The 25,337-nt window shown below is 64.9% G+C and carries 22 protein-coding genes; 10 read left to right on the top strand and 12 right to left on the bottom strand.

From position 1 onward, the window contains the following. Window positions 1-116: 116 nt before the first annotated feature. The gene (locus tag E4K65_RS06785) at window positions 117-2,426 is read right to left on the bottom strand and encodes an NADP-dependent malic enzyme (protein ID WP_135173482.1); all 2,310 of its coding nucleotides are present in this window, start codon (window positions 2,424-2,426) and stop codon (window positions 117-119) included. A 244-nt stretch (window positions 2,427-2,670) separates the two neighbouring features. On the opposite strand from E4K65_RS06785, the gene E4K65_RS06780 reads away from it, so the two are divergent. Next, complete coding sequence (locus E4K65_RS06780; protein ID WP_167770584.1) at window positions 2,671-4,641, top strand: hypothetical protein; 1,971 nt, start codon at window positions 2,671-2,673, stop codon at window positions 4,639-4,641. Window positions 4,642-4,888: 247 nt separating this feature from the next. Here the strand turns inward: E4K65_RS06780 and aspS are convergent, their stop codons facing one another. After that, window positions 4,889-6,661, bottom strand: coding sequence for an aspartate--tRNA ligase (gene aspS / locus E4K65_RS06775; RefSeq protein WP_135173480.1), 1,773 nt, complete (start codon window positions 6,659-6,661; stop codon window positions 4,889-4,891). 197 nt (window positions 6,662-6,858) lie between these two features. Between aspS and E4K65_RS06770 the strand changes: the two genes are divergently transcribed. After that, on the top strand, window positions 6,859-8,334 hold the full coding sequence (locus tag E4K65_RS06770; RefSeq protein WP_135173479.1) for a protein adenylyltransferase SelO: 1,476 nt from the start codon (window positions 6,859-6,861) through the stop codon (window positions 8,332-8,334). A 134-nt stretch (window positions 8,335-8,468) separates the two neighbouring features. Here E4K65_RS06770 and E4K65_RS06765 read toward each other — a convergent pair whose 3' ends face one another. Beyond that, the gene (locus E4K65_RS06765) at window positions 8,469-8,987 is read right to left on the bottom strand and encodes an REP-associated tyrosine transposase (protein ID WP_135173478.1); all 519 of its coding nucleotides are present in this window, start codon (window positions 8,985-8,987) and stop codon (window positions 8,469-8,471) included. Window positions 8,988-9,176: 189 nt separating this feature from the next. On the opposite strand from E4K65_RS06765, the gene E4K65_RS06760 reads away from it, so the two are divergent. Genes E4K65_RS06760 through E4K65_RS06745 form a run of 4 tightly spaced genes read left to right on the top strand, consistent with a single transcriptional unit; the run spans window position 9,177 to window position 13,189 of the window. Further along, window positions 9,177-10,028 carry a phosphodiesterase gene (locus E4K65_RS06760; RefSeq protein ID WP_135173477.1) on the top strand — a complete coding sequence of 284 codons (852 nt, stop codon included), beginning with the start codon at window positions 9,177-9,179 and terminating at the stop codon, window positions 10,026-10,028. A gap of 1 nt (window position 10,029) precedes the next feature. After that, window positions 10,030-10,980, top strand: coding sequence for a carbohydrate ABC transporter permease (locus E4K65_RS06755; protein ID WP_167770583.1), 951 nt, complete (start codon window positions 10,030-10,032; stop codon window positions 10,978-10,980). After that, window positions 10,977-11,846, top strand: a complete 870-nt coding sequence (locus E4K65_RS06750) for a carbohydrate ABC transporter permease (RefSeq protein WP_027542940.1) — start codon at window positions 10,977-10,979, stop codon at window positions 11,844-11,846. Before E4K65_RS06755 ends, E4K65_RS06750 begins: the two co-directional genes overlap by 4 nt. A gap of 11 nt (window positions 11,847-11,857) precedes the next feature. Then, entirely contained in the window at window positions 11,858-13,189 is a 1,332-nt protein-coding gene (locus E4K65_RS06745; RefSeq protein ID WP_135173475.1) for an ABC transporter substrate-binding protein, read from the top strand. A gap of 160 nt (window positions 13,190-13,349) precedes the next feature. On the opposite strand, the gene E4K65_RS06740 is transcribed toward E4K65_RS06745, so the two are convergent. Then, window positions 13,350-14,339: a zinc-dependent alcohol dehydrogenase family protein gene (locus E4K65_RS06740; RefSeq protein ID WP_135173474.1), complete on the bottom strand. Its 990-nt coding sequence runs from the start codon at window positions 14,337-14,339 to the stop codon at window positions 13,350-13,352. Between the two features lie 102 nt (window positions 14,340-14,441). Between E4K65_RS06740 and E4K65_RS06735 the strand changes: the two genes are divergently transcribed. Together E4K65_RS06735 and rnd are read left to right on the top strand one after the other, a co-directional pair. Next, complete coding sequence (locus tag E4K65_RS06735; RefSeq protein ID WP_135173473.1) at window positions 14,442-15,341, top strand: LysR family transcriptional regulator; 900 nt, start codon at window positions 14,442-14,444, stop codon at window positions 15,339-15,341. Window positions 15,342-15,695: 354 nt separating this feature from the next. Then, the gene (rnd, locus tag E4K65_RS06730; RefSeq protein WP_027542944.1) at window positions 15,696-16,844 is read left to right on the top strand and encodes a ribonuclease D; all 1,149 of its coding nucleotides are present in this window, start codon (window positions 15,696-15,698) and stop codon (window positions 16,842-16,844) included. Window positions 16,845-17,063: 219 nt separating this feature from the next. Here rnd and E4K65_RS06725 read toward each other — a convergent pair whose 3' ends face one another. The 5 genes from E4K65_RS06725 to E4K65_RS06710 form a co-directional block, all read right to left on the bottom strand. Beyond that, window positions 17,064-18,446 carry an aspartate aminotransferase family protein gene (locus tag E4K65_RS06725; protein WP_135173472.1) on the bottom strand — a complete coding sequence of 461 codons (1,383 nt, stop codon included), beginning with the start codon at window positions 18,444-18,446 and terminating at the stop codon, window positions 17,064-17,066. 143 nt (window positions 18,447-18,589) lie between these two features. Then, window positions 18,590-18,760, bottom strand: coding sequence for a hypothetical protein (locus E4K65_RS47000; protein WP_167770582.1), 171 nt, complete (start codon window positions 18,758-18,760; stop codon window positions 18,590-18,592). Between the two features lie 34 nt (window positions 18,761-18,794). Beyond that, the gene (locus E4K65_RS06720; RefSeq protein ID WP_135173471.1) at window positions 18,795-19,358 is read right to left on the bottom strand and encodes an isochorismatase family protein; all 564 of its coding nucleotides are present in this window, start codon (window positions 19,356-19,358) and stop codon (window positions 18,795-18,797) included. 25 nt (window positions 19,359-19,383) lie between these two features. Then, window positions 19,384-20,004, bottom strand: a complete 621-nt coding sequence (locus E4K65_RS06715; RefSeq protein ID WP_027542947.1) for a GNAT family N-acetyltransferase — start codon at window positions 20,002-20,004, stop codon at window positions 19,384-19,386. Continuing rightward, complete coding sequence (locus tag E4K65_RS06710) at window positions 19,991-20,602, bottom strand: hypothetical protein (protein WP_135173470.1); 612 nt, start codon at window positions 20,600-20,602, stop codon at window positions 19,991-19,993. Before E4K65_RS06710 ends, E4K65_RS06715 begins: the two co-directional genes overlap by 14 nt. Before the next feature lie 74 nt (window positions 20,603-20,676). Here E4K65_RS06710 and E4K65_RS06705 point away from each other — a divergent pair, with 74 nt between their 5' ends. Next, window positions 20,677-21,717: a LysR family transcriptional regulator gene (locus E4K65_RS06705; protein WP_027542949.1), complete on the top strand. Its 1,041-nt coding sequence runs from the start codon at window positions 20,677-20,679 to the stop codon at window positions 21,715-21,717. Between the two features lie 18 nt (window positions 21,718-21,735). On the opposite strand, the gene E4K65_RS06700 is transcribed toward E4K65_RS06705, so the two are convergent. Next, entirely contained in the window at window positions 21,736-22,860 is a 1,125-nt protein-coding gene (locus E4K65_RS06700; protein ID WP_135173469.1) for an autotransporter outer membrane beta-barrel domain-containing protein, read from the bottom strand. 381 nt (window positions 22,861-23,241) lie between these two features. Here E4K65_RS06700 and E4K65_RS06690 point away from each other — a divergent pair, with 381 nt between their 5' ends. Beyond that, window positions 23,242-23,448, top strand: a complete 207-nt coding sequence (locus tag E4K65_RS06690) for a cold-shock protein (RefSeq protein ID WP_008129967.1) — start codon at window positions 23,242-23,244, stop codon at window positions 23,446-23,448. An 85-nt stretch (window positions 23,449-23,533) separates the two neighbouring features. Here E4K65_RS06690 and purN read toward each other — a convergent pair whose 3' ends face one another. Together purN and purM are read right to left on the bottom strand one after the other, a co-directional pair. After that, window positions 23,534-24,187 (bottom strand): phosphoribosylglycinamide formyltransferase, encoded by a 654-nt coding sequence (gene purN, locus E4K65_RS06685; protein ID WP_167770581.1) that lies wholly within the window; start codon window positions 24,185-24,187, stop codon window positions 23,534-23,536. Then, window positions 24,187-25,260, bottom strand: coding sequence for a phosphoribosylformylglycinamidine cyclo-ligase (gene purM / locus E4K65_RS06680; RefSeq protein WP_135173467.1), 1,074 nt, complete (start codon window positions 25,258-25,260; stop codon window positions 24,187-24,189). Before purM ends, purN begins: the two co-directional genes overlap by 1 nt. Between the last annotated feature and the right edge of the window lie 77 nt (window positions 25,261-25,337).

The raw sequence follows: 25,337 nt of genomic DNA, 5'->3' as shown, positions 1-25,337 counted from the left end.
AACGATCTCGACGTCATGCCCGGGCTTGACCCGGCCATCCACGACTTAGCTCGCCGGACAAGGAACGTGGATGCCCGGGACCAGCCCGGGCATGACGAGTTCGCGGAACGTCAATCTTACGTAAACAACGTCGGCTGCTGGCGCGCCGCGCGCTCCTGCGCTTCCACGACGGCGACTGCGGTCATGTTGAGGATGCCGCGCGCGGTCACCGAGGGGGTGAGGATGTGCGCCGGGCGCGCCGGCCCGATCAGGATCGGGCCTACGGGCAGCGCGTCCGCGAGCGACTTGATCATCTGATAGGCGACGTTGGCGGTGTCGAGGGTCGGCATGATCATGATGTTGGCCTCGCCCTCGAGCTTGGAGTGCGGCAGCACCATCCTGCGCGCGGCGGCCGAGAGCGCGGTATCGCCCTGCATCTCGCCGTCGGCCTCGATCTCCGGATGCTTGTCCTTCAGGAGCTGGGTCGCCCGCCGCATCTTGCGCGAGGATTCGGTGTCGTAGCTGCCGAAATCGGAATGCGAGACGAAGGCGATCTTCGGCTTGATGTTGAAGCGCTGGACGTGGACCGCCGCGAGCGAGGCGATCTCGGCCAGTTCTTCCGCGCTCGGATTGGGGCGAACCTGCGTGTCGGCGATGAAGAAGGCGCCCTTGCTGGTAATCAGCAGCGCCAGCGCCGCATAGTCGCTGATGCCCGGCGAGAAGCCGACGATCTCGCGGACATGGCGCAGATGGCTCATGTAGCGGCCCTCGACGCCGCAGAGCATCGCATCCGCCTCCCCGCGCGTCACCGCGAGGGCGGCGATGACGGTATTGTTGGTGCGCACCACCGTGCGCGCCGCATCCGGCGTCACGCCGCGGCGGCCGGCGACCTCGACATAGGACTGCACGTAGGATCGGTAGCGCGGATCGTCCTCGGGATTGACGAGGTCGAAATCCTTGCCGGCCTTGATCGACAGGCCGAAGCGCTTGATGCGCGCCTCCACCACGGACGGACGACCGACCAGGATCGGCGTCGCCAGCTTCTCCTCCAGCACCACCTGCGTGGCGCGCAGCACGCGTTCGTCCTCGCCCTCGGCGTAGATCACGCGCACCGGCTGAGTCTTGGCCTTGGCGAACATCGGCTTCATGACGAGGCCGGAGCGGAAGGCGAAGCGCATGAGCTGCGCGGCATATTCGTCGAAATTGGTGATGGGACGCGTCGCGACGCCCGACTCCATTGCGGCCTTCGCAACAGCCGGCGCCACGCGCAGGATCAGCCGTGGATCGAACGGGCTCGGAATAAGCGAGCCCGGACCGAAGCCGCCCATCTCGCCGGTGTCGACCCCTTGCGCCACCGCATCCGACGGCGCCTCGCGGGCGAGCTGCGCGATGGCCTCGACGGCGGCGTGCTTCATCTCCTCGTTGATGGCGCTGGCGCCGACGTCGAGTGCGCCGCGGAAGATGAAGGGAAAGCACAGGACGTTGTTGACCTGGTTCGGATAGTCCGAGCGGCCGGTGCAGATCATGGCGTCGGGGCGCACCTTCCGCGCTTCCTCCGGCATGATTTCGGGCGTGGGATTTGCGAGCGCCATGATGAGGGGCTTGTCGCCCATCGCCTTGCACATCTCAGGCTTGAGCACGCCCGGTGCCGACAGCCCGATGAAGATGTCCGCGCTGCCGATGACGTCGGCAAGGGTGCGCTTGTCGGTCTTCTGCGCATAGACCGCCTTCCAGCGGTCCATCGAGGTGTTGCGGCCCTCATGCACGAGGCCGTCGATGTCGCAGACCCAGATATTCTTGCGCTGCGCGCCCATCGACACCAGAAGATTGAGCGTCGCGATGGCCGCGGCCCCTGCCCCCGAGGCCACGATCTTGACGTCCGAGAGCTTCTTGCCGTTCAGCCTGAGGCCGTTGGTAATGGCGGCGGCGACGATGATGGCGGTGCCGTGCTGGTCGTCATGGAAGACCGGGATCTTCATGCGCTCCTTCAGCCGCGCCTCGATCTCGAAGCACTCCGGCCCGCGGATGTCCTCGAGATTGATGCCACCGAAAGTCGGCTCGAGCGCCGCCACGGTCTCGACCACCCGGTCGATGGTGTCGGCGGCGATCTCGATGTCGAACACGTCGATGCCGGCAAACTTCTTGAACAGAACCGCCTTGCCCTCCATCACGGGCTTGGAGGCCAGCGGGCCGATATTGCCGAGGCCGAGCACCGCGGTGCCGTTCGAGACCACGGCAACCAGATTGGCGCGGGTGGTCAGCGTCGCGGCCTCGGCGGGGTTCTTGGCGATCTCGGTGCAGGCAGCCGCAACGCCCGGAGAATAGGCAAGCGCGAGGTCGCGCTGGTTGGCAAGCGGCTTGGTCGCCTGGATCTCGAGCTTGCCGGGGCGCGGCAGACGATGATAGGCGAGCGCCGCCTGGTGGAGGTCATCAGAATAGGACGACATGCGGTCTTGCCTCGCGTTACCGGCCTCAAACTACGTTGTCCTGACCGGTCTGTCGCGGGTTGCGGTATTCCGGGTCATGGAAACGGGATGAAGCACGGCCGGCGCCCCGGTGGCAACATCCGATTCCGCCCCCATCAACAGGCCGCGCGGTCAAATAATTGAAAACCATAGCTTTCCCTGGACCGCCCCGGGCTTTGCGAATATGGCAGGTTGCGCAGTGCAAAACGAGCAACTGGAGCTGAGAATGAAGCGGATCCTGATCGGCCTGATCGCACTCGCCGTGCTCGGCGCGGGCGGATGGTTCGGCTTCGACCTCTATGCCAGGCATCGCGCCACCGCGGAGATCGAGGCCGTCTTCGACCGGATCCGCAGCCAGGGCGGCAAGGCAAGCCACGGCAGGGTGGCGTTCGACGTGACGAGCCGGACGCTGACGATCGAGGACATCGCAGTCGATCCCGCCGGGCAGCCGCAGGCGCGCGTCAAGATCGCCGGCATCAAGGGTGTGGGCGTCCGCCAGGCCGATGAGACCCGCTTTGCAGCCGACAGCATCGAGATCTCCGGTTTCGAGGTCGCGCTGGACGAGGTCGGCCCCGGGAAGCTGAAGACCTCCTACAAGGTCCCGCAGATGATCGTGCGGGATTACGCGGGCCCTGTTCGCGCCCAGAATGCGCCGGCGTCAGGCTCCCTGATCGACTTGTACCGATTTGTGCTCGATCAATATGCGAGCGTGACCGCATCTTCAATCGCGGCCCCGACCCTCACCGTCGCCTTCGATGCCGGCAAAGGCGCCGCCGGCAGCGGTGAGGTCGTCTATTCGGGTCTGGCGATCCAGAAGCTCGGCAAGGGCAAGGTCGACGCGATGAAGGCCGACCGCGCCGCCTTCACGATCAACGTGGAGCAGGCCGGCAAGGCGGACAAGCTGACCGGCGAGATGTCCGACATCATCATCAATGAATTCGACTCGACCGCAATCGCCGCCGCCCTCGATCCGCAGAAGGCGAGCGACGACAGCTACCATCGCGTTTACGGACAAATGTCGAGCGGCACTTATGTGGCGACGTCGACGCAGGGCATGCGGATGCAGGTCGATGGCATCGCGATCGCCGATATCGCGGTCCGGCCGTCGAAATTCCGGCCGGCCGAGATTCTCGCACTGCTGCCGACGGACCGCTACGTTCAGCCGACCCCGGCGCAATCGCGCGAGATGATGGAGAAGCTCGCCGGCCTCTATGACGGCCTTCGCGTCGGCAAGATCGAGATCGGCACCATGTCGGTGACGACCCCGCAAGGGACGCCCCGGCTGAGGGCGATCAGGTACCAGGAGGGTGAGTTCGCGCTCGAAGGCCTCGATGCGCCGACGCCGCAAGGCCAAGTGAAGATGGAGCGCTTCGCGCTCAAATCACTCAGCCTCGCCAACCTGATGCGTTGGGCCGCGAGCCTCACCACTCCCGGGCAGGCGCCCTCGCCCGAACAGATGCTGGGCCTGTTCCAGGTGCTCGAAGGCGCCGAGATCAAAGGCGTGGTCTCGCCCTACAAGAACACGCGGCAGCTCGTCACCATCGACACGATCAGCCTGAACTGGGGCCAGCTGGTCGGGTCGATCCCGAGCAAGGCCAACCTGGTCGTGAAGATGGTCGCCCCCACCGATCCGGCCAATCCGACGCAGCTGCCGCTGACGATGGCCGGCATCGACAAGCTGGCAATCAACCTCGATCTCGGCGCGGCCTGGACGGAGTCCTCCGGCGCGCTGGCGCTCGCGCCGGCCACCATCGACCTCGGCAACCTCGCCAGGGCGCAGCTCCGCCTCGCACTCGCCAACGTCCCGCGCGGCGTGTTCACGGCCGACGCGGGGCAGGCCTTGAGCCAGGCCGGACAGATCGAAGCCGGCGCGATCGAGCTCTCCTTGCGCGACAGCGGCGTCGTCGATCTGGTCGTGGCGCAGTTTTCGCGCATGCAGAATGTCAGCCGCGACGCGGCGCGCGGCGCCATCGTCGAGATGATCCGGGCACAGGGGGAGAAGATCGCGGCCGCCAATCTCGACGCCAAGGCAGCGGTCGATGCCCTCGCCGGCTTCGTCGAGACGTCAGGGCAAACGCTCACCATCAAGCTGACGCCGCTCGGCAAGGTGCCGGTGCTTCAGCTCGTGGATGTCCTGAACAGCGAGCCGATCGTCGCGCTCGCGCAGTTCCGGATCGAGGCGTCGACGGGGCTGTAGGCGGCATCCCTGCGCAAAGGATGGCAGTTGGACTAGCGAAAATCCCTCCGCGTCATTGCGAGCGCAGCGAAGCAATCCAGAGTCCCTCCGCGGAAAGATTCTGGATTGCTTCGCTGCGCTCGCAATGACGATGTGGAGAGACCTGACGCCATATCAATCAGGTCGACTCGCGGAGAGCCCCCTCACTCGCATCGCATCTTCGATGCGTTGCGCCCTCCCCCCAAGCGGGGAGAGGCGAAGGATCAGCTCACTTCTGCGGCAGGTTCACCCGCACATGCAGCTCGCGGAGCTGCTTGGTCGTGGCTTCCGAGGGTGCGCCCATCAGGAGGTCCATGGCCTGCTGGTTCATCGGGAACAGCGAGATCTCGCGCAGATTGGTGGTGCCGCAGAGCAGCATCACGATGCGGTCAACGCCCGCGGCCATGCCGCCATGCGGCGGCGCGCCGTACTGGAAGGCGCGGTACATGCCGCCGAAGCGCTCGACCACTTCCTGCTCGCCGTAACCCGCGATCTCGAACGCCTTCACCATCGCTTCCGGAACATGGTTGCGGATGCCGCCCGAGGCGATCTCGTAGCCGTTGCAGGTGATGTCGTACTGGAACGCCTTGATGGTCAGCGGATCCTGGCCCTTCAGCGCCTCGAGGCCGCCCTGCGGCATCGAGAACGGGTTGTGCGAGAAGTCGACCTTCTTGTCGTCCTCGTTGTACTCGTACATCGGGAAGTCGACGATCCAGGCGAGCTCGAACCGCTCCTTGTCGGTGAGGTTCAATTCCTCGCCGACCTTGTTGCGGGCAAGACCAGAGAACTTCCAGAACTTGTCGGGATCGCCGGCGACGAAGAAGGCGGCATCGCCTTCCTTGACGCCGATCTGCGCGCGGATCGCAGCGGTGCGCTCGGGCCCGATGTTGTTCGCAAGCGGACCGGCGCCCTCGCCGCCCTCACGCCACATGATGTAGCCAAGGCCCGGCTGGCCCTCGCCCTGCGCCCACGAATTCATGCGGTCGCAGAAGGCGCGGCTGCCGCCGCCCGGTGCCGGGATCGCCCAGACCTGGTTCTTGGGGTCTTCGAGCATGCGCGCGAACACCTTGAAGCCGGAGCCGCGGAAGTGTTCGGAGACGTCCTGCATCTCGATGGGGTTGCGCAGGTCCGGCTTGTCGCTGCCGTATTTGCGCAGCGCTTCAGCGAACGGAATCCGGCGCCAGTTCTTGCTCACCGGCTTGCCCTTGGCGAACTCCTCGAACACGCCGGTGATCACAGGCTCCATCGCCGCGAACACGTCTTCCTGCGTGACGAAGCTCATCTCGACGTCGAGCTGGTAGAACTCGCCCGGCAGGCGGTCGGCGCGCGGGTCCTCGTCGCGGAAGCACGGCGCGATCTGGAAGTAGCGGTCGAAGCCCGACATCATCAGCAGCTGCTTGTACTGCTGCGGCGCCTGCGGCAGCGCGTAGAACTTGCCGGGATGGATGCGCGAGGGCACCAGGAAGTCGCGCGCGCCTTCCGGCGAGGACGCGGTCAGGATCGGGGTGTTGAACTCGAAGAAGCCCTGCCCTTCCATCCGCCTGCGCATCGACTTGATGATTTCGACGCGCGTCATGATGTTCTGGTGCAGCTTTTCGCGGCGCAAATCGAGGAAGCGGTACTTCAGGCGGATGTCTTCAGGATATTCCTGGTCGCCGAACACCGGCAGCGGCAGGTCGCCGGCGGGGCCCAGCACCTCGATCTCGCTGACATAGATCTCGATCTTGCCGGTCGGCAGATCGTCATTGTCGGTCCCTTCGGGGCGGCGACGGACCTTGCCGTCCATCTTGACCACGAATTCCGAGCGCAGCTTTTCGGCCAACGAGAACGCCGGCGAGTCCGGGTCGACCACGCACTGGGTCAGGCCGTAATGATCGCGCAGGTCGATGAACAGCACGCCGCCATGGTCGCGAACGCGATGGACCCAGCCCGAGAGGCGGATCGTCTCGCCAATGTTGCTCTCGCGGAGCGCGCCGCATGTATGTGACCGGTAGCGATGCATGGTCGTCCCAAAATCAGTGTCGGAGGAAGCGAATCGAACGGCTGAGGTGGCCGGTCCGAAAGTTGCGGCAGGGTTTACCCGACGAGGCCCAAGGCGGCAACCAACGGAACGGGCTGTTTTGGGCCCGGAAGGCCCATTTTGGGCCGATTGGGCCTCAAGCCTTTGCCATCAGGCGTTCTCCGCCTATCTTTACCTCCATGACCGTCCATTTCCCCTTCCAGAACTCCTATTCGGCGCTGCCGGACAGCTTCTTCGCCCGCGTCGCGCCGACCCCTGTTGCTGCCCCCCGGCTGATCAAGCTGAACCGGCCCTTGGCGGTCCAGCTCGGGCTCGATCCGGACCTCTTGGAGACCCCCGAGGGCGCCGAAATCCTGGCCGGGAAGACGGTTCCTGATGGAGCCGACCCTATCGCCATGGCCTATGCCGGCCACCAGTTCGGGCAGTTCGTGCCCCAGCTGGGCGACGGAAGGGCGATCCTGCTCGGCGAGGTCATCGATAGGGACGGCGTCCGCCGCGACATCCAGCTCAAGGGCTCGGGCCCGACCCCGTTCTCCCGCCGCGGCGACGGCCGCGCCGCGCTCGGGCCCGTCTTACGCGAATACATTGTCAGCGAAGCGATGTACGCGCTGGGCATTCCGACCACACGCTCGCTTGCCGCCGTCGTCACCGGCGAACACGTCATCCGCGAGACCGCACTGCCCGGCGCGGTGCTGACCCGCGTCGCCTCGAGCCACATCCGCGTCGGCACCTTCCAGTTCTTTGCCGTCCGCCGCGACACCGATGCGATCCGCCGGCTCGCCGATCACGTCATCGCCCGCCACTACCCAGAGCTATCAGGCACCGAGCGGCCGTATCACGCGCTGCTTGCCGCCGTCGTCGCGCGCCAGGCCGAGCTCGTCGCGCGCTGGCTATTGGTCGGCTTCATCCATGGCGTGATGAACACCGACAATTCTTCGATCTCGGGCGAGACCATCGATTACGGCCCCTGCGCCTTCATGGATGCCTACAACCCCGCGCAGGTGTTTTCCTCGATCGACGAGATGGGCCGCTATGCCTATGCCAACCAGCCGCGCATCGCGCTGTGGAACCTGACGCGGCTCGCCGAGTGCCTGCTGCCGCTGTTCGGCGAGGAGCAGGACAAGGCGGTCGAGCAGGCACAGGAGATTCTCGGCGCATTCCCCGAGACGTTCAGCAAGGCCTATCAGGCAGGCCTGCGCAAGAAGGTCGGCCTGTTCACTGAGCGCGACGGCGACGAGGCGCTGATCCAGGATCTGCTGGACGCCATGGCGAAGAACCAGGCCGACTTCACCCTCACGTTCCGCAGGCTCGGCGATGCCGCCAGCGATCCGGCCGCGGATGACGCGCGTGCAGAGTTCATGGACCCCGCAGCCTTCGATGAATGGGCCCGGCGCTGGCGCGAGCGTCTCGCGGCCGAGCCGCAATCCGCCGCCGAGCGGCAGACCGCCATGAACGCCGTCAACCCGATCTTCATCCCGCGCAACCATCGCGTCGAGGCCGTGATCCAGGCCGCGGTGAACAACGACGACTACGCGCCGTTCGAGGAATTGGTGAAGGTGCTGGCGAAGCCGTATGAGGACCAGCCGGACTATGCCGCCTACGCCGATCCGCCGCTGCCGGATCAGCGGGTGTTGCAGACGTTTTGCGGGACGTGAGCGACAAGCTCGGTGCGTAGGGTGGATTAGCCGAAGGCGTAATCCACCACTTCTTCTGACCAGAGGAAAGTAAAGAGGTGGATTACGCTTCGCTAATCCACCCTACAAAAGTGACCCGGCCATCACGCACGCTCTCACTCGCCTGCCAACTTGGCGTCACCGCCCCAATCCTCGGGAAATAGTCCCGCGCGGACATCGCGGTGAAAGGAGGAGTACGGCCAGTCGCGCACCATCGAGACGTGCCCGTGCTTGACGGGATTGTAATAGCAATACTCAACATGGCGCGCGTAGTCGGCCTCATCGCGAATGAGATGTTCCCAGAACCGCCGCTGCCAAATGCCGCGTTCGTTCCGTGCTGCGCGAACCGCGCTTAGTCGCTCGTTCGCTGGCAATGCTTTGGCGAAACGCGTCTTGATCAATCGCCAGCGGACGGAGAAATCAGTATCACCGGACGGCAGCTCCCAAATCGCGTGCAAATGGTCCGGCAGAACCACAAACGCATTGATCGCGAAAGGATAGGTCTCCCGCGTAGCGGCGACTACATCTCGTAGGATTTCGATCCGGTCAGTCAGCAGAGCTTTCTGCCGGTCGAGCAGATTCACCGTAAAGAACCAACAGCCTCCAGAGGCTAATGCGCGGCGGTAGTTCGACATCACGAGCGAATAGCACAACTTGAAGTTGGCTCACAGTGGTGGATTACGCCTTCGGCTAATCCACCCTACGACACCGGCGTTGTGGACGCCGGAACCGCTGTCATCAAACTGAAACACTCGCGCTCTAACGGCCTGTCCAGGGCCGTCCTGCCGGAGGCGCCCATCCTCCAACAGTCCTGACAGCGTGCCATGCCCTTCAAATTCATCCACATCACCGACACGCATCTCGCGAACCCCGGGCTGAAGCTCTACGGCCTCGATCCGCGCGCCCGTCTGGACGCGGCGATTGCCGACATCAACAAGCACCAGTCCGACGCTGCCTTCGCGGTGGTGACGGGCGACCTCACCCATTGGGGCGAGCCTGAATCCTACGCCAATTTCGCAGACGCCATGGCCGCGCTGAAGATGCCCTACATTGCCATGGTCGGTAACCACGACAAGCGCGTGGCCTGCCTCGACGGCCTGAAGGCCGCGCCGCGCGATCCCAATGGCTTCGTGCAGGGTACACGCACCACCGAGCACGGCCTGTTCGTCTTCCTGGACACGCTGGACGAGACCAGCCACGCCGGCGAGATGTGCGCCAAGCGCCTCGGCTGGCTCGCGAGCACGCTGGCCGCAGCGCCGGCCGATATGCCTTTCGTCGTCTTCATGCATCATCCGCCCTTCCCGGTCGGCGTCCACGCGATGGACGAGATCTCGCTGGCACAGAGCGCGGAATTCGCCGAGGTGATCGCGCCCTATCGTTCGCGCATCCGCCACCTCTTCTTCGGCCATGTGCACCGGCCGATCTTCGGCAGCTATGGCAAGATCCCGTTCTCGACGCTCCGCGGCACCAACCACCAGGTCTGGTTCGAGCTCGACGCTGCCGCGACCGACCATCTCGCCAGCCATGAGCCGCCGGCCTATGGCGTGGTGCTGATCGACGGCGAGAACCTGGTCGTGCACAGTCACGACTTCCTCGACCAGAGTCTGCGCTTCCCCTTCGCCGCACCGGCGGGGATGGACGACCGCGACTATGCGCTCAACTTCCCGGCGCGGTGAAATGAGCCTCGCTGAACCCGCGGCTCTCCCGGTCGCGGCATCGGCGCCGCCGCGCCTGCTTCTCCTGAAGCGGTTCTCCGCCCGCTTCAAAGCCTCGCTGCCGGCCTATCTGCTGCTGCTGCCCTCGCTGATCTTCCTCGCGCTGTTCACCTACGGCGCGATGGGCCGTGTCATCGTCGACGCGCTGTATCAGCGCGCCACGCCCAAGGCGCCGGTCCGCTTCGTCGGCTTTGAGAACATCAATGCGGTGCTCGCCGACCCCGCCTTCACCGGCGCGGTGGTCAACAATCTCGTGTACGCCGTCGGCACGGCAATCCCCAGCATCGGCCTGGCGCTCTTGTTTGCGCTGGCGCTGTCGCGCACCAACGCCGTGAACAGCGTGCTGCGCGCCGCGCTGTTCCTGCCGGTGCTGATCCCGATGGTCGCGGCGTCCGCGCTGTTCCTGTTCATCTTCCTGCCGAATGTCGGCCTGCTCGACTATTACATCGGCCGCCTGCTGCCGGTGCTGCCGAACTGGCTCGGTGATTACGACATCGCGCTCTACGCGATCATGGTCATCACCATCTGGAAGAACGCCGGCTACTACATGCTGTTCTTCCTGGCCGGCCTCCAGGCTGTGCCGGAGGACGTGATGGAGGCGGCGTATCTCGACGGCGCGGGACCATGGCAGCGCCTGCGCCACATCATCCTCCCCGAGCTCAAGCCCACCTTCCTGTTCGTCACCGTGATCGCGACCCTCAACGCGGTGACGCAGGTCGACCATGTCTTCGTCATGACCAAGGGCGGGCCGTCGAACGCAACCAATCTCGTGCTGTTCTACATCTATCAGCAGGCCGTCGAGCACTACGACATCGGCAAGGCCTCGGCGGCCACGCTGCTGACGCTCGCCGCGCTGATGGGCCTCACCGCGCTCTCGTTCCGGACGATGGCGAACCGGGAGGGCGGGTCATGAAATTGATCGACCGGCTGTTCAAGGACGCCCCGCTCGCCACCAGGGGCGAGATCACGCCAAAGCTCGGCTTTGCGCTGACGGTGCTGCTCGCGATCATCTGGCTCATCCCCTTTCTCTGGATGGGCGTTGCGACGCTGCGCCCTGCCTCGGACGGGATCAACGCCATGGCCGAGCTGATGCCGAGCCTGAAGCCGACGCTCGACAATGTCAGGGATGCCTGGGAGATCGGTGACTTCCCGCGCTACGCTCTCAACACCACCATCATCTGCACCGGCATCCTGCTGGTGCAGTTCGTGACGATCACACTGGCCGGCTTTGCCTTTGCGCGGCTCGAATTCGCCGGCAAGACGCTGATCTTCTATCTGTTCCTGATGCAGCTCATGCTCGTGCCGGTGCTGCTGATCGTGCCGAATTTGAGCTTGGTCGCACAGCTCGGCCTCTACGACACGCTGACCGGCGTGATGATGCCGTTCTTCGCCTCCGCCTTCGGCACCTTCCTCATGCGCCAGGCCTTCGAGGCGATTCCGACCGAGCTCGAAGACGCCGCCCTGATCGACGGCGCCAGCCTGTTCCAGCGCATCCGCCACATCTACGTGCCGCTGTCGATGCCGAGCTTTTCCGCCTTCGCGATCATCTCGGTCACCAGCCATTGGAACGACTTCCTGTGGCCACTGATGGTGATCAATTCGCCGGACAAGCGGCCGCTCACGGTCGGTCTGTCCGTCTTCACCGCGACGGCGGAGGGCACCCAGGCCTGGGGCACCATCGCCGCCGGCACGCTGATGGTGATCGCACCGCTGCTCGTCACCTTCCTGATCTTCCAGAAGCGCTTCATCAGCTCTTTCGTCACCTCAGGCATCAAATAGGAGATTTTTCGATGCTGTTTTCCCGCAGGCTCATGCTTGGCCTCGCCGTCGCAGGCACTATGGCAGGCGCCCTCGCCTTCCCGGCGATGGCCGAAGGTCCGACCGAGATCGACCTGTTCTTCCCCGTTCCCGTCGACGGCAAGCTCGCCCGCGACATGGGCACCCTGATCAAGGAGTTCAACGAGACCCATCCCGCGATCAAGGCGACCGCCGTCTACACCGGCTCCTACGACGACACGCTGATCAAGACGCGCGCCGCGATCAAGGCCGGCAAGCCGCCCTCCGCCGTGATCATGTCGGCGAACTTCCTCCTGGACATGCAGATCGAGAACGAGCTCACCAATCTGGACTCCCTGATTGCCGCCGACGGCACCACCAAGGAACAATTCCTGGGCCAGTTCTTCCCGGCGCTCCAAGGCAACGCGGTGATCAACCGCTCGGTCTATGGCGTGCCCTTCCACAATTCGACGCCGCTGCTCTACATCAACGCCGACAAGGCCAAGGAAGCCGGCCTCGATCCGAACAAGCCGCCGCAGACCTGGGCCGAGCTGACCGACTGGGCCAAGAAGCTCACCAAGCGCGAGGGCGACAAGGTGACCCAATGGGGCATCGCGATCCCCTGCGCCTATGACTATTGCGGCTGGATGATGGAAACGCTCACCATGAGCAATGGCGGGCGCTACTACAACGAGGAGTTCGGCGGCGAAGTCTATTACGACACGCCCTCGATGCTCGGCGCGCTGACCTGGTGGAACGACCTCGTCAGCAAGCACAAGGTGCATCCGCCCGGCGCGACGCCCGGTCCGGCCGTCAGCACCTCCTTCATCTCCGGCAACGCCGCGATGATCATGCTGTCCACGGGCTCGCTGACCTATGTGCGCGACAACGCCAAGTTCGCCTACAAGGTCGCCTTCATCCCGCGCAACGTCCGCAACGCCGTGCCGATCGGCGGCGCCTCGCTGATCGTTCCGGCCGGTCTCGAAGCCGACAGGCAGAAGGCCGCGTGGACGCTGATCAAGTGGATGACCTCGCCCGAGAAGAGCGCCTGGTGGAGCCGCGCCACCGGCTATTTCGCGCCCAACATGGCCGCCTACAAGACGCCTGACATGGTCGAGTTCCTGAGCAAGAACCCGGACGCCAAGACAGCCGTCGAGCAGCTCGACGTCGCCAAGCCCTGGTTCGCGACCTACAAGACCGTGCCGGTGCGCAAGAACCTCGAGGACGAGGTGATGCTGGTCCTCAACGGCAAGAAGCAGCCGAAGGAGGCCCTCATCGCCGCCCAGAAGGCCGCCGACGAGACGCTCAAGCCGTACAACGCGGAAACGTCGCTGAAGCTGCCGTAAGGGGCTTCGCGGCTTCGTAGGTTGGATTAGCCCGCGGCTGCGCGAAAGCGCATCCGCGGGCGTAATCCACCGCTTCTGCCCCCGCGGATATCGACAGTGGTGGGTTACGCCGAGCGAACTGCGCTTCGCGCAGTCGCAGGGCTAACCCACCCTACGGCCCTCAAATCGTCACCACGATCTTGCCGAACTGATCGTTCGACTCGAGGAAGCGATGCGCCTCGACGATCTCCTCGAACCGGAACGTCCTGGCAATAACAGGCTTCAACGCGCCGTCCGACAGACCCTCGAGGATGAACGCCTTCGCCCGCGCAAGGCGCGCGGGGTCACGGATGATCTCGTGCACGAGGTAGCCGCGCAGGACTAGGCTCTTGGTCAACACGTGGAAGAGCGGAAACGGCGTCGGCTCGGGGCTCAGCCCGCCGTACTCGATCAAGATTCCGCCCCGTGACATCGCCGCAGTCAGCGGCTCGAAAGCGGGACCGCCGACGGCGTCAAACACCACCCGGACGCCGTCTGGACCGGCAATCTCCGTGAGCCGCGCTCCGATGTCTTCGTCATCCGAGGCGATCACGTGGGCGGCGCCGGCATCGCGCAAGGCGCGCCGTTTCCTCGAGGTCCGCGTCAGGGCGACCGGGACAGCGCCGATCCGGTTCGCGATCTGGATGGCCGCAAGCCCGACGCTGCTCGATGCCGCCGTGATGGCGACGACGTCCCCTTGTCCAACTCCGGCGATGTCGACCAGTGCGCCGTAGGCCGTCAGATATTGCATCCACACCGCAGCGGCGACCTCGAAGCCAAGCTCGGGCGGATGCATCACGACGAGCTCGGCCGGAAACGTCGCAAGCTCGGCATAGGCCGGCCATCGCACCATCGACAGCGGCGGCACGATGCTCACAATGTCATCCGGCGCAAAACCGGCCACGCCTTCGCCGACGGCCTCGACGGTGCCGGCCGCCTCCAGACCAAGGCCGGACGGAAATTTCGCGGACTCGATATACGTGCCCCTCCGCAGCAACGCGTCCGCGCGGTTGAGACCGAGTGCCCGGACCCGGATCTGCACCTCGCCCATTGCCGGCGGTGGAACGTCGACGGTCTCGATGCGCAGCACCTCGGGACCGCCATGCCGGTGAAAGCGAACGGCGCGGGTCATGGACATACTCCAAATCAGTTGAACTGAATGGAGCTATGCCGGTCCCGTGGAAGCGGATAAATCACCCAAACAAGCAAACAGTCGAAACCAGGAGTTTTCAATATGGACCGCCTGACCAGCATGGCCGTGTTCGTCAGGGCCGTCGAACTTGGCTCGTTCGCGGCTGCGGCCGATGCCTTCGAGATGTCGGGACCGATGGTCGGCAAGCATGTGCGCTTCCTTGAGGGGCGCCTCGGCGTGCGCCTTCTCAACCGTACCACGCGTCGTCAGAGCCCGACCGAAGCTGGCCAGGCCTATTACGAGCGCTGCCGTGCGGTGCTCAGCGAGGCCGAAGCTGCCGACGCCGCCGTGTTCGACGAGCTATCCGAACCGCGCGGCAAGCTGCGCGTGACCATGCCCGCCCTGCAGGGACGGCACTGCGTCGCTCCCCTGCTGATGAAGCTTGCACGCAGATATCCGCATCTCGAACTCGATCTCTCCTTCGGCGATCCGATCGCTGACATCGTCGGGGCCGGCTACGATCTTGCGATCCGGACCGGCGATCTCGACGACGAATCCGGCCTGACCGCGCGGCGCATCGCTCGCCAGCGAATGGTGGTGTGCGGCGCGCGGTCCTATTTGCGCGCCCATGGCAAGCCGAAATCGAGCGACGATCTCGCCGCCCACCAGGCGATCATCTATCGCCGCTCGGGGCGCGTCCGGCCTTGGCTGTTTCCGCGGGACGGCCAGTCCCCGCGCGAGATCATGCCCGCCGGCAGGCTGAGACTCGACGATCTCGAGGCGATCGCGGATGCCGCGACGCAGGGCATGGGGCTCGCCTGGCTACCCTACTGGCTGGTCCGCGAACGCCTCAACAACGGCGCGCTGGTCGGACTCTTCGGGGGCCAGCCGGAATTCCTGTACGACTGCCACGCCCTGTGGCCACGGTCGCCACGGATGCCGCTAAAGGTCCGCGCTGCCGTGGACGCCCTCGCCGCCGCCTTGCCGAAACTGATGACGTGATGGCGGTCGTCCGCGCCATTAACCCCCCGTCCACCATCCGGCCCGGCCCGCCGCCGGTAACCACGACAATTAACAGACCCTCAACGCACTCCCGCCAAGTCTAACGGTTCTGTCGGGGGATTTTGCCGTGGATCTGTTGGTTTTCGAGTTCCTGGGACTGGCCTTGGTCGCCATGTGCGTGGTCGTGCTGGCGCTGCCCTGCGCCCGCAAATCCTCGAACCGGGTCCGCTACGAATAGGAATTTCGTCGGAAACAGGCGATTCCGGCCCGATGCAAGGCTCGAATTCGCTTAGAGCCCCTTGACATCACAGCGCTTTCGGCAGAACGGCTGATATCAAGTGTCATGGGCCGTTCATGGATTTGATTACCACCACCGCTGACCTCGCGGCTGCCTGCAGCCGGTTGGCCAAGCACCCCGTCATTACAGTCGATACCGAGTTCCTGCGCGAAACCACCTATTACCCGCTGTTGTGCGTGGTGCAGATGGCCAGCCCCGAGGAAGCGATCGTCATCGACACCCTCGCCGAGGGCATCGACCTCAAGCCGTTCTTCGAGCTGATGGGCAACGAGGGCGTGCTGAAGGTATTCCATGCCGCCCGGCAGGACATCGAGATCATCTGGCACCAGGCCAATATCATTCCGCACCCGGTGTTCGACACCCAGGTCGCGGCCATGGTGCTCGGCTATGGCGACAGCATCGCCTATGACGCGCTGGTCGAGAAGGTCACCGGCCACCGGCCGGACAAGACCCACCGCTTCACCGACTGGTCGCGCCGGCCGCTGACCAAGGAGCAGATGCATTACGCGGTGTCCGACGTCACGCATCTGCGCGACGTCTTCGCGGCCCTCGATGCCGACCTGAAGAAGCGCCGCCGCAGCGAATGGGTCTCGATCGAGATGGAGGTTCTGACCTCGCCCCGCACCTACGACTTCCACCCCGAGCGCGCCTGGGAGCGGCTGAAGACGCGGGTGCGCAAGCCGAAGGATCTCGCGGTGCTGATGGAGGTCGCGGCCTGGCGCGAGCAGGAGGCGCAGAGCCGCGACGTGCCGCGCGGCCGCGTGCTGCGCGATGAAGCCATCAGCGATATCGCAACGCATGCGCCGAACACGCTTGAGAAGCTCGCCCATCTGCGCTCCGTGCCGAAGGGTTTTGAGAAATCCAAATGGGGCGCGGACATCGTCGCCGCGGTCGAGCGCGGCCTGGCGCGGGATCACTCCACGCTGCCGAAGCTGGAGAAGCCCCGCAACAATTCGAACGGTGCAGCCATCGTCGAGCTCTTGAAGGTCCTGCTGCGGATGACCGCGGAGCGCCATGCGGTCGCAAGCAAGGTGATCGCGACCGTCGACGATCTCGAGGAGATCGCAGCCAGTGACGAGGCCGACGTGCCGGCGCTACGCGGCTGGCGCCGCGAGCTGTTCGGCGATGCCGCACTGAAGCTCAAGCGCGGCGAGCTGGCGCTGGCGATCGAGAAAGGCCGCGTGATCGGGGTCCAGCGGGCTTAGGCGCGTGGTCCCTCCCCGCGGTCGTCCTGGCGAAAGCCAGGACCCCCGCGCGAGCGCCCAGCGCTCGTCGCGATACCCCAGGGAGGCGTTTGGCGAAGACTCGCCGCCCGGTACTCCTACCATCCCCATCGATGAATCACGCGGTATGTGTCCTGGCTTACGCCAGGACGACACCGGTGGATGTGGTCGGCTCCTCCGGCCACACCGACACGCACGATCCTACGCCGGCGTCAGCTTCGCCACTTCCGCCTTCATGTCGTTCAGCACGCCCGATATCGCTGCCACCAGCTCGTCGATCTGGCTCTTCGTGACGATCAGCGGCGGGCAGATGGCGATGGCATCGAGCATGTTGCGGGAGATCACACCGCGCTCCTGGAGCATGCGGCTGGCAATGCCGCCGACGGCGCCGGGTGTCGCTGCTGCCGTCTTGCGCTGCTTGTCGATCACGAGCTCGAGCGCTGCGATCATGCCGACGCCGCGGACCTCGCCGACCAGCGGGTGGCTGGCAAGCTCACGCAGCTTGCCCTGCATGTAGGCGCCGAGTTCGGCGGCATGCGCAACCAGGCCGCGCTCCTCGATGATCTTAAGGTTTTCCAGCGCAATGGCCGAGCCGACGGGGTGACCGCCCGCGGTGAAACCGTGGCCGAGCACGCCGATCTTGTTGCTCTCGTCCGCGATCGGCTCGAACATGCGGTCGTTCAGGATGATCGCCGACAGCGGGAAATAGCTCGACGTGATCTGCTTGGAGACAACGATCGCGTCCGGCTTGATGCCATAGGTCTCGCAGCCGAACATCTTGCCGGTGCGGCCGAAGCCGCAGATCACCTCGTCGGCGACCAGCAGGATGTCGTACTTCTTCAAGACCGCCTGGATCTTGTCCCAATAGGTCGCCGGCGGCACGATGACGCCGCCCGCCCCCATCACCGGCTCGCCGAAGAAGGCTGCGATCGTATCCGGCCCCTCCTTCTGGATCAGCGCGTCGAGCTCCTCGGCCCGGCGCGTGGCGAACGCCTCCTCGCTCTCGCCGGGGGCGCCGTCCTTGTAGAAGTGCGGCGAGCCCGTGTGCAGGATGTTCGGCAGCGGCAGGTCGAACGAGCGATGATTGTTCGGCAGGCCCGTGAGGCTGGCCGACGCGATGGTGACGCCGTGATAGGCGCGCAGGCGGCTGATCACCTTCTTGCGCTGCGGCTGGCCGAGCGCATTGGAGCGATAGGCGATCAGCTTCAGGACGGTGTCGTTCGCCTCCGAACCGGAATTGGTGAAGAACACCTTGCTCATCGGCACCGGCGCGAGCGCCACCAGCTTCTCGGCTAGGTCGATCGAGGGCCCGTGCGATTTGGCGGAGAACGTATGGTAGAACGGCAGCGCCTGCATCTGCTTGTGCGCAGCTTCGACCAGGCGCTTCTCGTTGAAGCCGAGCCCGACGCTCCACAGGCCCGCCATCGCCTCGAAATAGCGTTTGCCCGATGCGTCAAAGACGTAAGGGCCCTCGCCACGCTCGATCACCAGGGGACCGGCCTGCTGATGGGTGCGCGCGTTGGTGTAGGGATGGAGCTGGTAGGCCACATCCCGGGCCTCTTGCGAATTCGGCAGCATGGACATTTGCGAAAGATCCTCAAGGTCGCCACATCGCCGGCGCGGCCAGCGTCATCACTTGGCTATTGCGAGAATGCAGAACTTGCAACGCCAATTCGTCGGCAGAAAGCGCTCAGCAGCGTTGCACAAAGCCGCACACGGAACAGCTCTCAGGCCGCGCTGTCGTCATCACCCTCGTCGGCGGCAGCAGCGGCTTCCCGCACCTCCACCAGCGCCATCGACAGCAGATAGACCGTCGTGGGCAAGCCGACGCGGCGCGCCGTCTCGACAGCCCGCGACAGGTCGCTTGCCAGCTCCTTGAGCTCGTCTCCCCGTGACAATGTCCCACCCCATCCATCCGCCGATCGCGGCCACCTACACCGCGACGGCGCCGCTGCTTCTGATCAGTTCGGCGCTGGGTTGGATTGTAGCAAAGTTGGCGACGACATTCACTACCGCATGCTTGTAGGCGGCGGCATCGCCCGCGCCCGGCTGGCGGCAGGCCACGGCGTCCGCCACCACCTGATAATGATGGCTGCGGTGAAACCCGTCGACGGCGGTGGCGAGGATGGTCTCGTCCAGGGAGAAGCCAATCAGGACGCAGCGCACATTGCGGATATTGGACATGTAATCCACAAACCGCGCCGAGCTGTAGGCCGAGGGCAGCGGGTGCTCGAACGTCAACTCGCCGGGCCGCGGCTTGGTCTCGGCGATCCAATCCGTCAGCCTGGATGCCGGATTGAACCAGGCCGCCTGGGCGATGCGCTTCAGATGCATCACCGGCCAGAGATTGTCGCGCCACAGCGTCAGGAGTTCCAGGCAGCGCGCAGTGGCGGCCTCGCCGTCGAGGATGACGTGGCGACGCCCGGGGGTCAGATATTCGACCTGGAGATCCGCGCAGACCAGGATGGGCGGATTATCGTTGATGGAAGCCAGCATTGTCTTGCGCAAAGCTGCACCAGTTTCAGCGATCGGCGAGCGCGAGGTCCCGCAGCGGCGAGGTCACCGCCCGCCCGGCGGAGGCATCGAGCACGCCCGGCCGGTCCCAATCGCCCTCGGGACGGATGATCACGTAAGGATCGCTGTCCAGCGTGATGGCGTCCGGCCCCGGCTCGATCTCCAGCAGCATTTCCGTGTAGGAAAAATCCGAGAAGGTGATCTTGCGATTGTGGCCGAGCGGCTTGGCGCCGAAATGGGCCCAGAAATCGACCAGCCGGTCCTGCGCCTGGCCGTAGATCTTGCGAAACCCCTTGCGCTTCACATAGTCGACGCTCGCCTGCACCAGCTTGAACGAGACGCGCGAGCGCCGATATTGGTGCCGCACAGCGAGCCGCTCCACCTTGGCGAAATCGCCGAAGAAACGCACCCGCAGACAGCCGGCGGGCTCGTTGCCGACAAAGCCGATGAAATGCGCGGCCACCATGTCGTTGCCGTCGAACTCCTCTTCGAACGGACAATCCTGCTCGGCGAGGTAGACCGCCGAGCGGATCGCGGTGACAAGCATGAGATCGTTGGGATCGCGCGCAAGGCGGATGGTGACGGCGCGGGAGTCGGGCTTCGCGAGAGGAATCCTAGTACCGTGCATCTGAAACACTCCTTGCTTGGATGATCGCGCCCGGCATGCGCATCGGGTGCCGGTGCCATGGACGCTCGTAGCACCACAGGTCGGGTTGGAAGCTCGGGACCGGCTCGAAGCCGGTCGCCCTCATGATATCGCGTCCGGCCACGGTTGACGGCTGCGCATAGCAATCCGCGCCGCGAAATCTTAGCTGTCGCAGGTGGGCCGCGGCCTTGCCGAGACCAGCGATGCCGCGGCCCGTCGCCGCAATCGCCCAGATGTAGATGGCAGCAACCTCCTCCTCCGCGGAGGCGAGATAGTGCGTCTCCGGCGCGGTGAGACATATCTCGTCGAGCAACAACGCATCGTGCCCGCGGTCGCTCAGAAACAGGAAGGCCATGCCACCGACCAGCTTGCCGTTCCGGCTGAAAGTCAGGATGCTTTGAGGATCGAAAGTGAAGTATTTTGCAAGCTCTGCCGTCCCGATCTGCACGCCGGGCACCAGCCGTCGCGCCATCTCGGAAAGCGCGGCAATTTCAGAAAATTGCGCACAACGGACATCGACGTCCGAACTGAGCGGCAGCGCGTCGAAATCATGCCTTGCGGCAAAGGAGCCCCTTTCCATACCCTGATCGCCCTTCTATCGTTCGCGGCTTTCGTGCCCCGCTATGTCGAGCTTAGCGGTAGGGGATCAGGAGTATGCAGCAGTTATTGCACCGGGGTGCTGCGATGATGCAGCACCGTGAAGAAGCCCTGGACGCATCCTGGGACGATTTGAAACTATTTCTAGCGTGCGCAAAATATAAAAGTTTTCGCAACGCCGCCGAAGAACTCGGCCTCACCTCAACGACGCTGATGCGCCGGATCGACCGGCTCGAAGAGAGCATCGGCTGCAAGCTGTTCCTGCGCGACCAGAGCGGGCTCACGCTCAGCGACGAAGGCACCGCGATGATTGCCGACGTCGCGCATATGGAGCGTCACGCCTTCAACGTCTTCCGGCGCGCATCGCGCTCGTCGAACGATACGTCGGGCACCGTGCGCGTCGCAGTGACGGAGGGCCCCGGTAATTTCTGGATCCTGCCGCGGCTGATCGATTTTCAGAAAACCTATCGCAAGATCACCGTCGATCTGCGCTGCGCGATGGAGCAGGCCGACGTCGCGCGGCTCGAGTCCGATATCGCGATCCAGCTCGAGCCGCCGACCAACCCCGATCTGATCGTCGCAAAGCTCGGCCGTCTGCACATCTACCCCTTCGTCTCCAAGGAGTACGAAAGCCTCTACGGCCTGCCGACGACGCTCGCCGAATTGAAGAACCACCGCATCATCAAGCAGAGTGCTCCGCAGGTCGACGACGGGGCCTACGCCCGCGTGCTCGGGCTCAAATCGCTCGAGGGCATCGTCGGCATCAAGACCAACTCCTCGGTCGGCGTACTCTACGCGGTCGAGCGCGGCGCCGGCATCGGCTTCCTGCCGACGGTGTCGATCGCGCTCGGCGCACCGTTCATTGCCGTCGATCTCGGCGTGAGCCACCACGCCGACCTCTGGCTCACCTATCACAAGGAGTTTCGCGACTCCGAGCGCCACAAGATCGTGATCGACTGGCTGAAGAAGATCTTCGATCCCAGGACTTATCCCTGCTTCCGCGATGAGTTCATCCATCCGAACGCGCTGGTGCCGATGATGACGGCCGCGCGCGAAGGCTTTGGGCTCACCGGTTACATCGCAGCGACGCCGACATAGGCGCCGGCGAGCTGCGCCTCACCACCGATATTCGAAGCCGACCGTGCCCTGGTGCGAGGTGAGCTCGTTGCGGAACTTGCCGTCGTAATTGATGTAGAGCCGCGCGGTGTTGGTCAGGCTGAGCGAGGCGGAGGCGCCGGCATCCATGCCGTAGCGGCTCTCGCCGATGCCGGGCACGACGATGCTCGCGGTCCCCAGGCTGACCTGGACCGAGCCAAGGTTCTGGTAGAAATTGTCGACGAACTTGCCGTAGGCCGAGAGATCCAGAATCTTCTGGCCGAAGATGAAGTAGCGCCCGACCTCGGCCCCGATCATGACACGCGCGCGCGAGAGCGCCGTCGAGCCGACGTTGAGCGGATCGAGGCCACCGGCCTCCTGGTACGCCGCACTGGTGGCGCGGACATATTCGAGCGCGCCCTTGGGCACGACGCGCATCTGATCCTTGGTCCAGTAGTAGCTGATCTCCGTCAGTGCGCCGTCGACCGCGGCATGATAGCCGGCTGTGGCAAGGCCAAAGCCGGTGTCCCGGCTGGAACGCACCTTGCCGAAACCGTGCACCACCGCGAAAGCCCAGGTCCACGGACCCTTGTCGATGGAGCCGTTGAAACCGACCTGGGTCAAATCGAGCGTTGCCGACTGGAGCGCGAGCGGCACGTCGATATCGGTGTGGCTCTGGTCGACGGAGAAGCCGATGTTGACGCCCGGCGCAAGCCGCGCACCGAAGCCGGCGACGCTGCCAACGGTCTTGCGCTTGTCGCCGACGAAATCGCCCTGCGCATCGGTCCGGACCGAGATGCCATAACCCTCGAACCAGGTGCGGTAGCGCGGATCCTCCGTGCTCTCGGACGCGCCGCCACCGCCGGGATTGGTACGCAGCGATCGGTCGATGCCGCCCGACGCCCGGTTGCCGAGCCGCTCCAGGAAGTTCGATCCGAGATCGAGCGTGGTCGCACTCGGTACGGGAATGGGAGTCGGTGATGGTATCGGCGTGGGTGTCGGCGTCGGCGTCGGGCTCTGTGCAAAGCCTGGCGTGGCCGCCGACATCATCGCGACGAACGCAACAGCCATCGCAATCGCAACCCGGCGGACGCGGTCCAACCCGGTCGTCTGCCGTGTCCCGGAGGGCTGCGATGGGCAGCTCATGACCACAAATCCCGAAGCAAAATGGCGGCGCGCAAAAATGCAACACGAGCGGCGCTCGCATGCCACGATTTGCGCCGAACTGTTACAGAGGGTCAACCGGCTGGGGCCTCCAGACGAGGGTGATTGCTCCCGATTGTGGTTCCGCGGCCACAGGTCGGAAATTGCAGGCGGGCACTTCCGGTTGGGGTCTTGAAATTCGCGCGCGGCTTGCTAATGCGCGATTTTCGTGTTGCAATATCGGACACAATCGGAATTGGCCGCTCGACTGTGCGTTTCGCGACATTGAGACTCAAGACTCGAACAGACTTCCGGAAGCCCGTTTGTGGCGTGGCACGCGAAAAGCGGCCGCGTCTTTTTTTTATCTAGCGGAGGAGACTAGCGATGCCGCAAAAGGGCACCGTCAAATGGTTCAACCCGACCAAGGGCTATGGGTTCATCAAGCCGAACGGCAGCGACAAGGACGTGTTCGTCCACATCTCCGCCGTCGAGCGTGCCGGACTCTCCACCCTCAACGAAAACCAGGTGGTTGAATACGACCTCGTGGAGAACCGCGGAAAATCATCCGCGGAGAACCTCAAGGTCTCCTGATCTCTCGTCTCACACGCGAGACATCACGACGTTGCCCCCGGCTCTGCCGGGGGATTTTGTTTGTGACGACGAAACGCGCGGCGCCTCAGCGCACCACCGGCGCAATCAGGAAATTCTCCGACGGCCCACTTCCCGCCGTCTTGCAGACATCGCCCTCGATCAGGACCTTGCCGGTCGCCAGCAGCCGTAGCGCTTCCGGATAGATGCGGTGCTCGACTTCGAGGATGCGCTCCGACAGCGTGTCCGCCGTATCGTGGTCGCTGACGGGAACCGCGCCCTGCATCACGATCGGGCCGGCATCGGTCTCGGGGATGACGAAGTGCACCGTCGCGCCAGACAGTTTTACGCCGGCGCGCAGCGCCTGGCCGTGCGGGTCGAGGCCGGGAAACGACGGCAGCAGCGAGGGATGGATGTTGAGCATCCGCCCGTACCAGGACTTGGTGAATTCGGCCGTAAACAGGCGCATGAAGCCGCCGAGACAGATCAGCTCGATGTCGTGCTGATCGAGCGCGGCCTGCAGCACCGCCTCGAAGCCGGCGCGGTCCTTGCCGAACGGCTTGCTCTCGATCACCAGGGTCTTTACGCCGCCCGCCCTGGCCCGTTCGAGCCCGAGCGCGTCGGCCTTGTTCGAGATCACGAGCGAAATCTCCGCCGGAAAATCCGGCGCGGCGGCAGCCCTGATCAGGGCCGACATGTTGGAGCCGCGGCCGGAGATCAGGATGGCGACGCGGCGCTTCATCACAGCGCCAGGTCGAGGTGGCCGTTATAGACGACACGGTGCTCGCCCTCGGCCGGGATCACGGTGCCGAGCTGCGCCACGGTCTCGCCGGCGTCGGCGAAGACCTCGATCACCTTGTCGACCTTGTCCGGCTCGACGATCGCGATCATGCCGATGCCGCAGTTGAAGGTGCGCAGCATTTCGAGCTCGGCGATGCCGGCCTGCGCGGCCAGCCATTTGAACACCGGCAGCACCGGCAGGCGTTCCAGATCGATGCCGACGCCAAGATTCTTCGGCAGCACGCGCGGAATGTTGTCGGTGAAACCGCCGCCGGTGATGTGGGCGAGCCCCTTCACCGCGCCGGTCTCGCGGATCGCGCGCAGGCAGGATTTGACGTAGAGGCGCGTCGGCGTCAGCAGCGCGCCGCCGAGCGTCATGACGGGCGCGAACGGCGCCTGCGCCCCGAAGCCGAGGCCGGACTGCTCGACGATCTTGCGCACCAGCGAGAAGCCGTTGGAATGCACGCCCGACGAGGCGAGACCGATCACGGCGTCGCCGGCCGCGATGTCCTTGCGCGGCAACAGCGTACCGCGCTCGGCGGCGCCGACGGCAAAGCCGCCGAGGTCATAGTCGCCGTCCTTGTAGAGGCCGGGCATCTCGGCGGTTTCGCCGCCGATCAGGGCGCAGCCGGATTCCCGGCAGCCTTCGGCGACGCCGGCGACGATCGCGGCCGTCGCCTCCGGGTCGAGCTTGCCGCAGGCGAAATAGTCGAGAAAAAACAGCGGCTCGGCGCCCTGCACCACGAGGTCGTTGACGCTCATGGCGACGAGGTCGATGCCGATCCCGCCATGCAGGCCGGTCTCGATCGCGATCTTGACCTTGGTTCCGACGCCGTCGGTGGCGGCGACCAGGACGGGATCCTTGAAACCGGCCGCCTTGAGGTCGAACAGGCCGCCAAAGCCGCCGATCTCGGCGTCGGCGCCGGGCCGCGCGGTGGCGCGCACCATCGGCTTGATCAGATCGACCAGGCGGTTGCCCGCGTCGATGTCGACGCCTGAATCGGCGTAAGTGAGGCCGTTTTTGCGGTCGGTCATGCCCGATTTCCAGTGGGTTTGCGGCTGGTTACGTCGAATTCCGGGGACGCGCAATGGCTCGCATGGCGCTCGGCGCC

The sequence above is a fragment of the Bradyrhizobium niftali genome (genome assembly GCF_004571025.1).
Classification (GTDB): Bacteria; Pseudomonadota; Alphaproteobacteria; order Rhizobiales; family Xanthobacteraceae; genus Bradyrhizobium; species Bradyrhizobium niftali.
This window is presented reverse-complemented; position numbering and strand designations above follow the sequence as displayed.

What these genes read in the sequence shown, in the direction of transcription:
- E4K65_RS06785 (WP_135173482.1), bottom strand. Translation starts at nt 2,426, where the DNA reads ATGTCGTCCTATTCTGATGACCTCCACCAGGCGGCGCTCGCCTATCAT.
- E4K65_RS06780 (WP_167770584.1), top strand. Translation starts at nt 2,671, where the DNA reads ATGAAGCGGATCCTGATCGGCCTGATCGCACTCGCCGTGCTCGGCGCG.
- aspS (WP_135173480.1), bottom strand. Translation starts at nt 6,661, where the DNA reads ATGCATCGCTACCGGTCACATACATGCGGCGCGCTCCGCGAGAGCAAC.
- E4K65_RS06770 (WP_135173479.1), top strand. Translation starts at nt 6,859, where the DNA reads ATGACCGTCCATTTCCCCTTCCAGAACTCCTATTCGGCGCTGCCGGAC.
- E4K65_RS06765 (WP_135173478.1), bottom strand. Translation starts at nt 8,987, where the DNA reads ATGTCGAACTACCGCCGCGCATTAGCCTCTGGAGGCTGTTGGTTCTTT.
- E4K65_RS06760 (WP_135173477.1), top strand. Translation starts at nt 9,177, where the DNA reads ATGCCCTTCAAATTCATCCACATCACCGACACGCATCTCGCGAACCCC.
- E4K65_RS06755 (WP_167770583.1), top strand. Translation starts at nt 10,030, where the DNA reads ATGAGCCTCGCTGAACCCGCGGCTCTCCCGGTCGCGGCATCGGCGCCG.
- E4K65_RS06750 (WP_027542940.1), top strand. Translation starts at nt 10,977, where the DNA reads ATGAAATTGATCGACCGGCTGTTCAAGGACGCCCCGCTCGCCACCAGG.
- E4K65_RS06745 (WP_135173475.1), top strand. Translation starts at nt 11,858, where the DNA reads ATGCTGTTTTCCCGCAGGCTCATGCTTGGCCTCGCCGTCGCAGGCACT.
- E4K65_RS06740 (WP_135173474.1), bottom strand. Translation starts at nt 14,339, where the DNA reads ATGACCCGCGCCGTTCGCTTTCACCGGCATGGCGGTCCCGAGGTGCTG.
- E4K65_RS06735 (WP_135173473.1), top strand. Translation starts at nt 14,442, where the DNA reads ATGGACCGCCTGACCAGCATGGCCGTGTTCGTCAGGGCCGTCGAACTT.
- rnd (WP_027542944.1), top strand. Translation starts at nt 15,696, where the DNA reads ATGGATTTGATTACCACCACCGCTGACCTCGCGGCTGCCTGCAGCCGG.
- E4K65_RS06725 (WP_135173472.1), bottom strand. Translation starts at nt 18,446, where the DNA reads ATGTCCATGCTGCCGAATTCGCAAGAGGCCCGGGATGTGGCCTACCAG.
- E4K65_RS06720 (WP_135173471.1), bottom strand. Translation starts at nt 19,358, where the DNA reads ATGCTGGCTTCCATCAACGATAATCCGCCCATCCTGGTCTGCGCGGAT.
- E4K65_RS06715 (WP_027542947.1), bottom strand. Translation starts at nt 20,004, where the DNA reads ATGCACGGTACTAGGATTCCTCTCGCGAAGCCCGACTCCCGCGCCGTC.
- E4K65_RS06710 (WP_135173470.1), bottom strand. Translation starts at nt 20,602, where the DNA reads ATGGAAAGGGGCTCCTTTGCCGCAAGGCATGATTTCGACGCGCTGCCG.
- E4K65_RS06705 (WP_027542949.1), top strand. Translation starts at nt 20,677, where the DNA reads ATGCAGCAGTTATTGCACCGGGGTGCTGCGATGATGCAGCACCGTGAA.
- E4K65_RS06700 (WP_135173469.1), bottom strand. Translation starts at nt 22,860, where the DNA reads ATGAGCTGCCCATCGCAGCCCTCCGGGACACGGCAGACGACCGGGTTG.
- E4K65_RS06690 (WP_008129967.1), top strand. Translation starts at nt 23,242, where the DNA reads ATGCCGCAAAAGGGCACCGTCAAATGGTTCAACCCGACCAAGGGCTAT.
- purN (WP_167770581.1), bottom strand. Translation starts at nt 24,187, where the DNA reads ATGAAGCGCCGCGTCGCCATCCTGATCTCCGGCCGCGGCTCCAACATG.
- purM (WP_135173467.1), bottom strand. Translation starts at nt 25,260, where the DNA reads ATGACCGACCGCAAAAACGGCCTCACTTACGCCGATTCAGGCGTCGAC.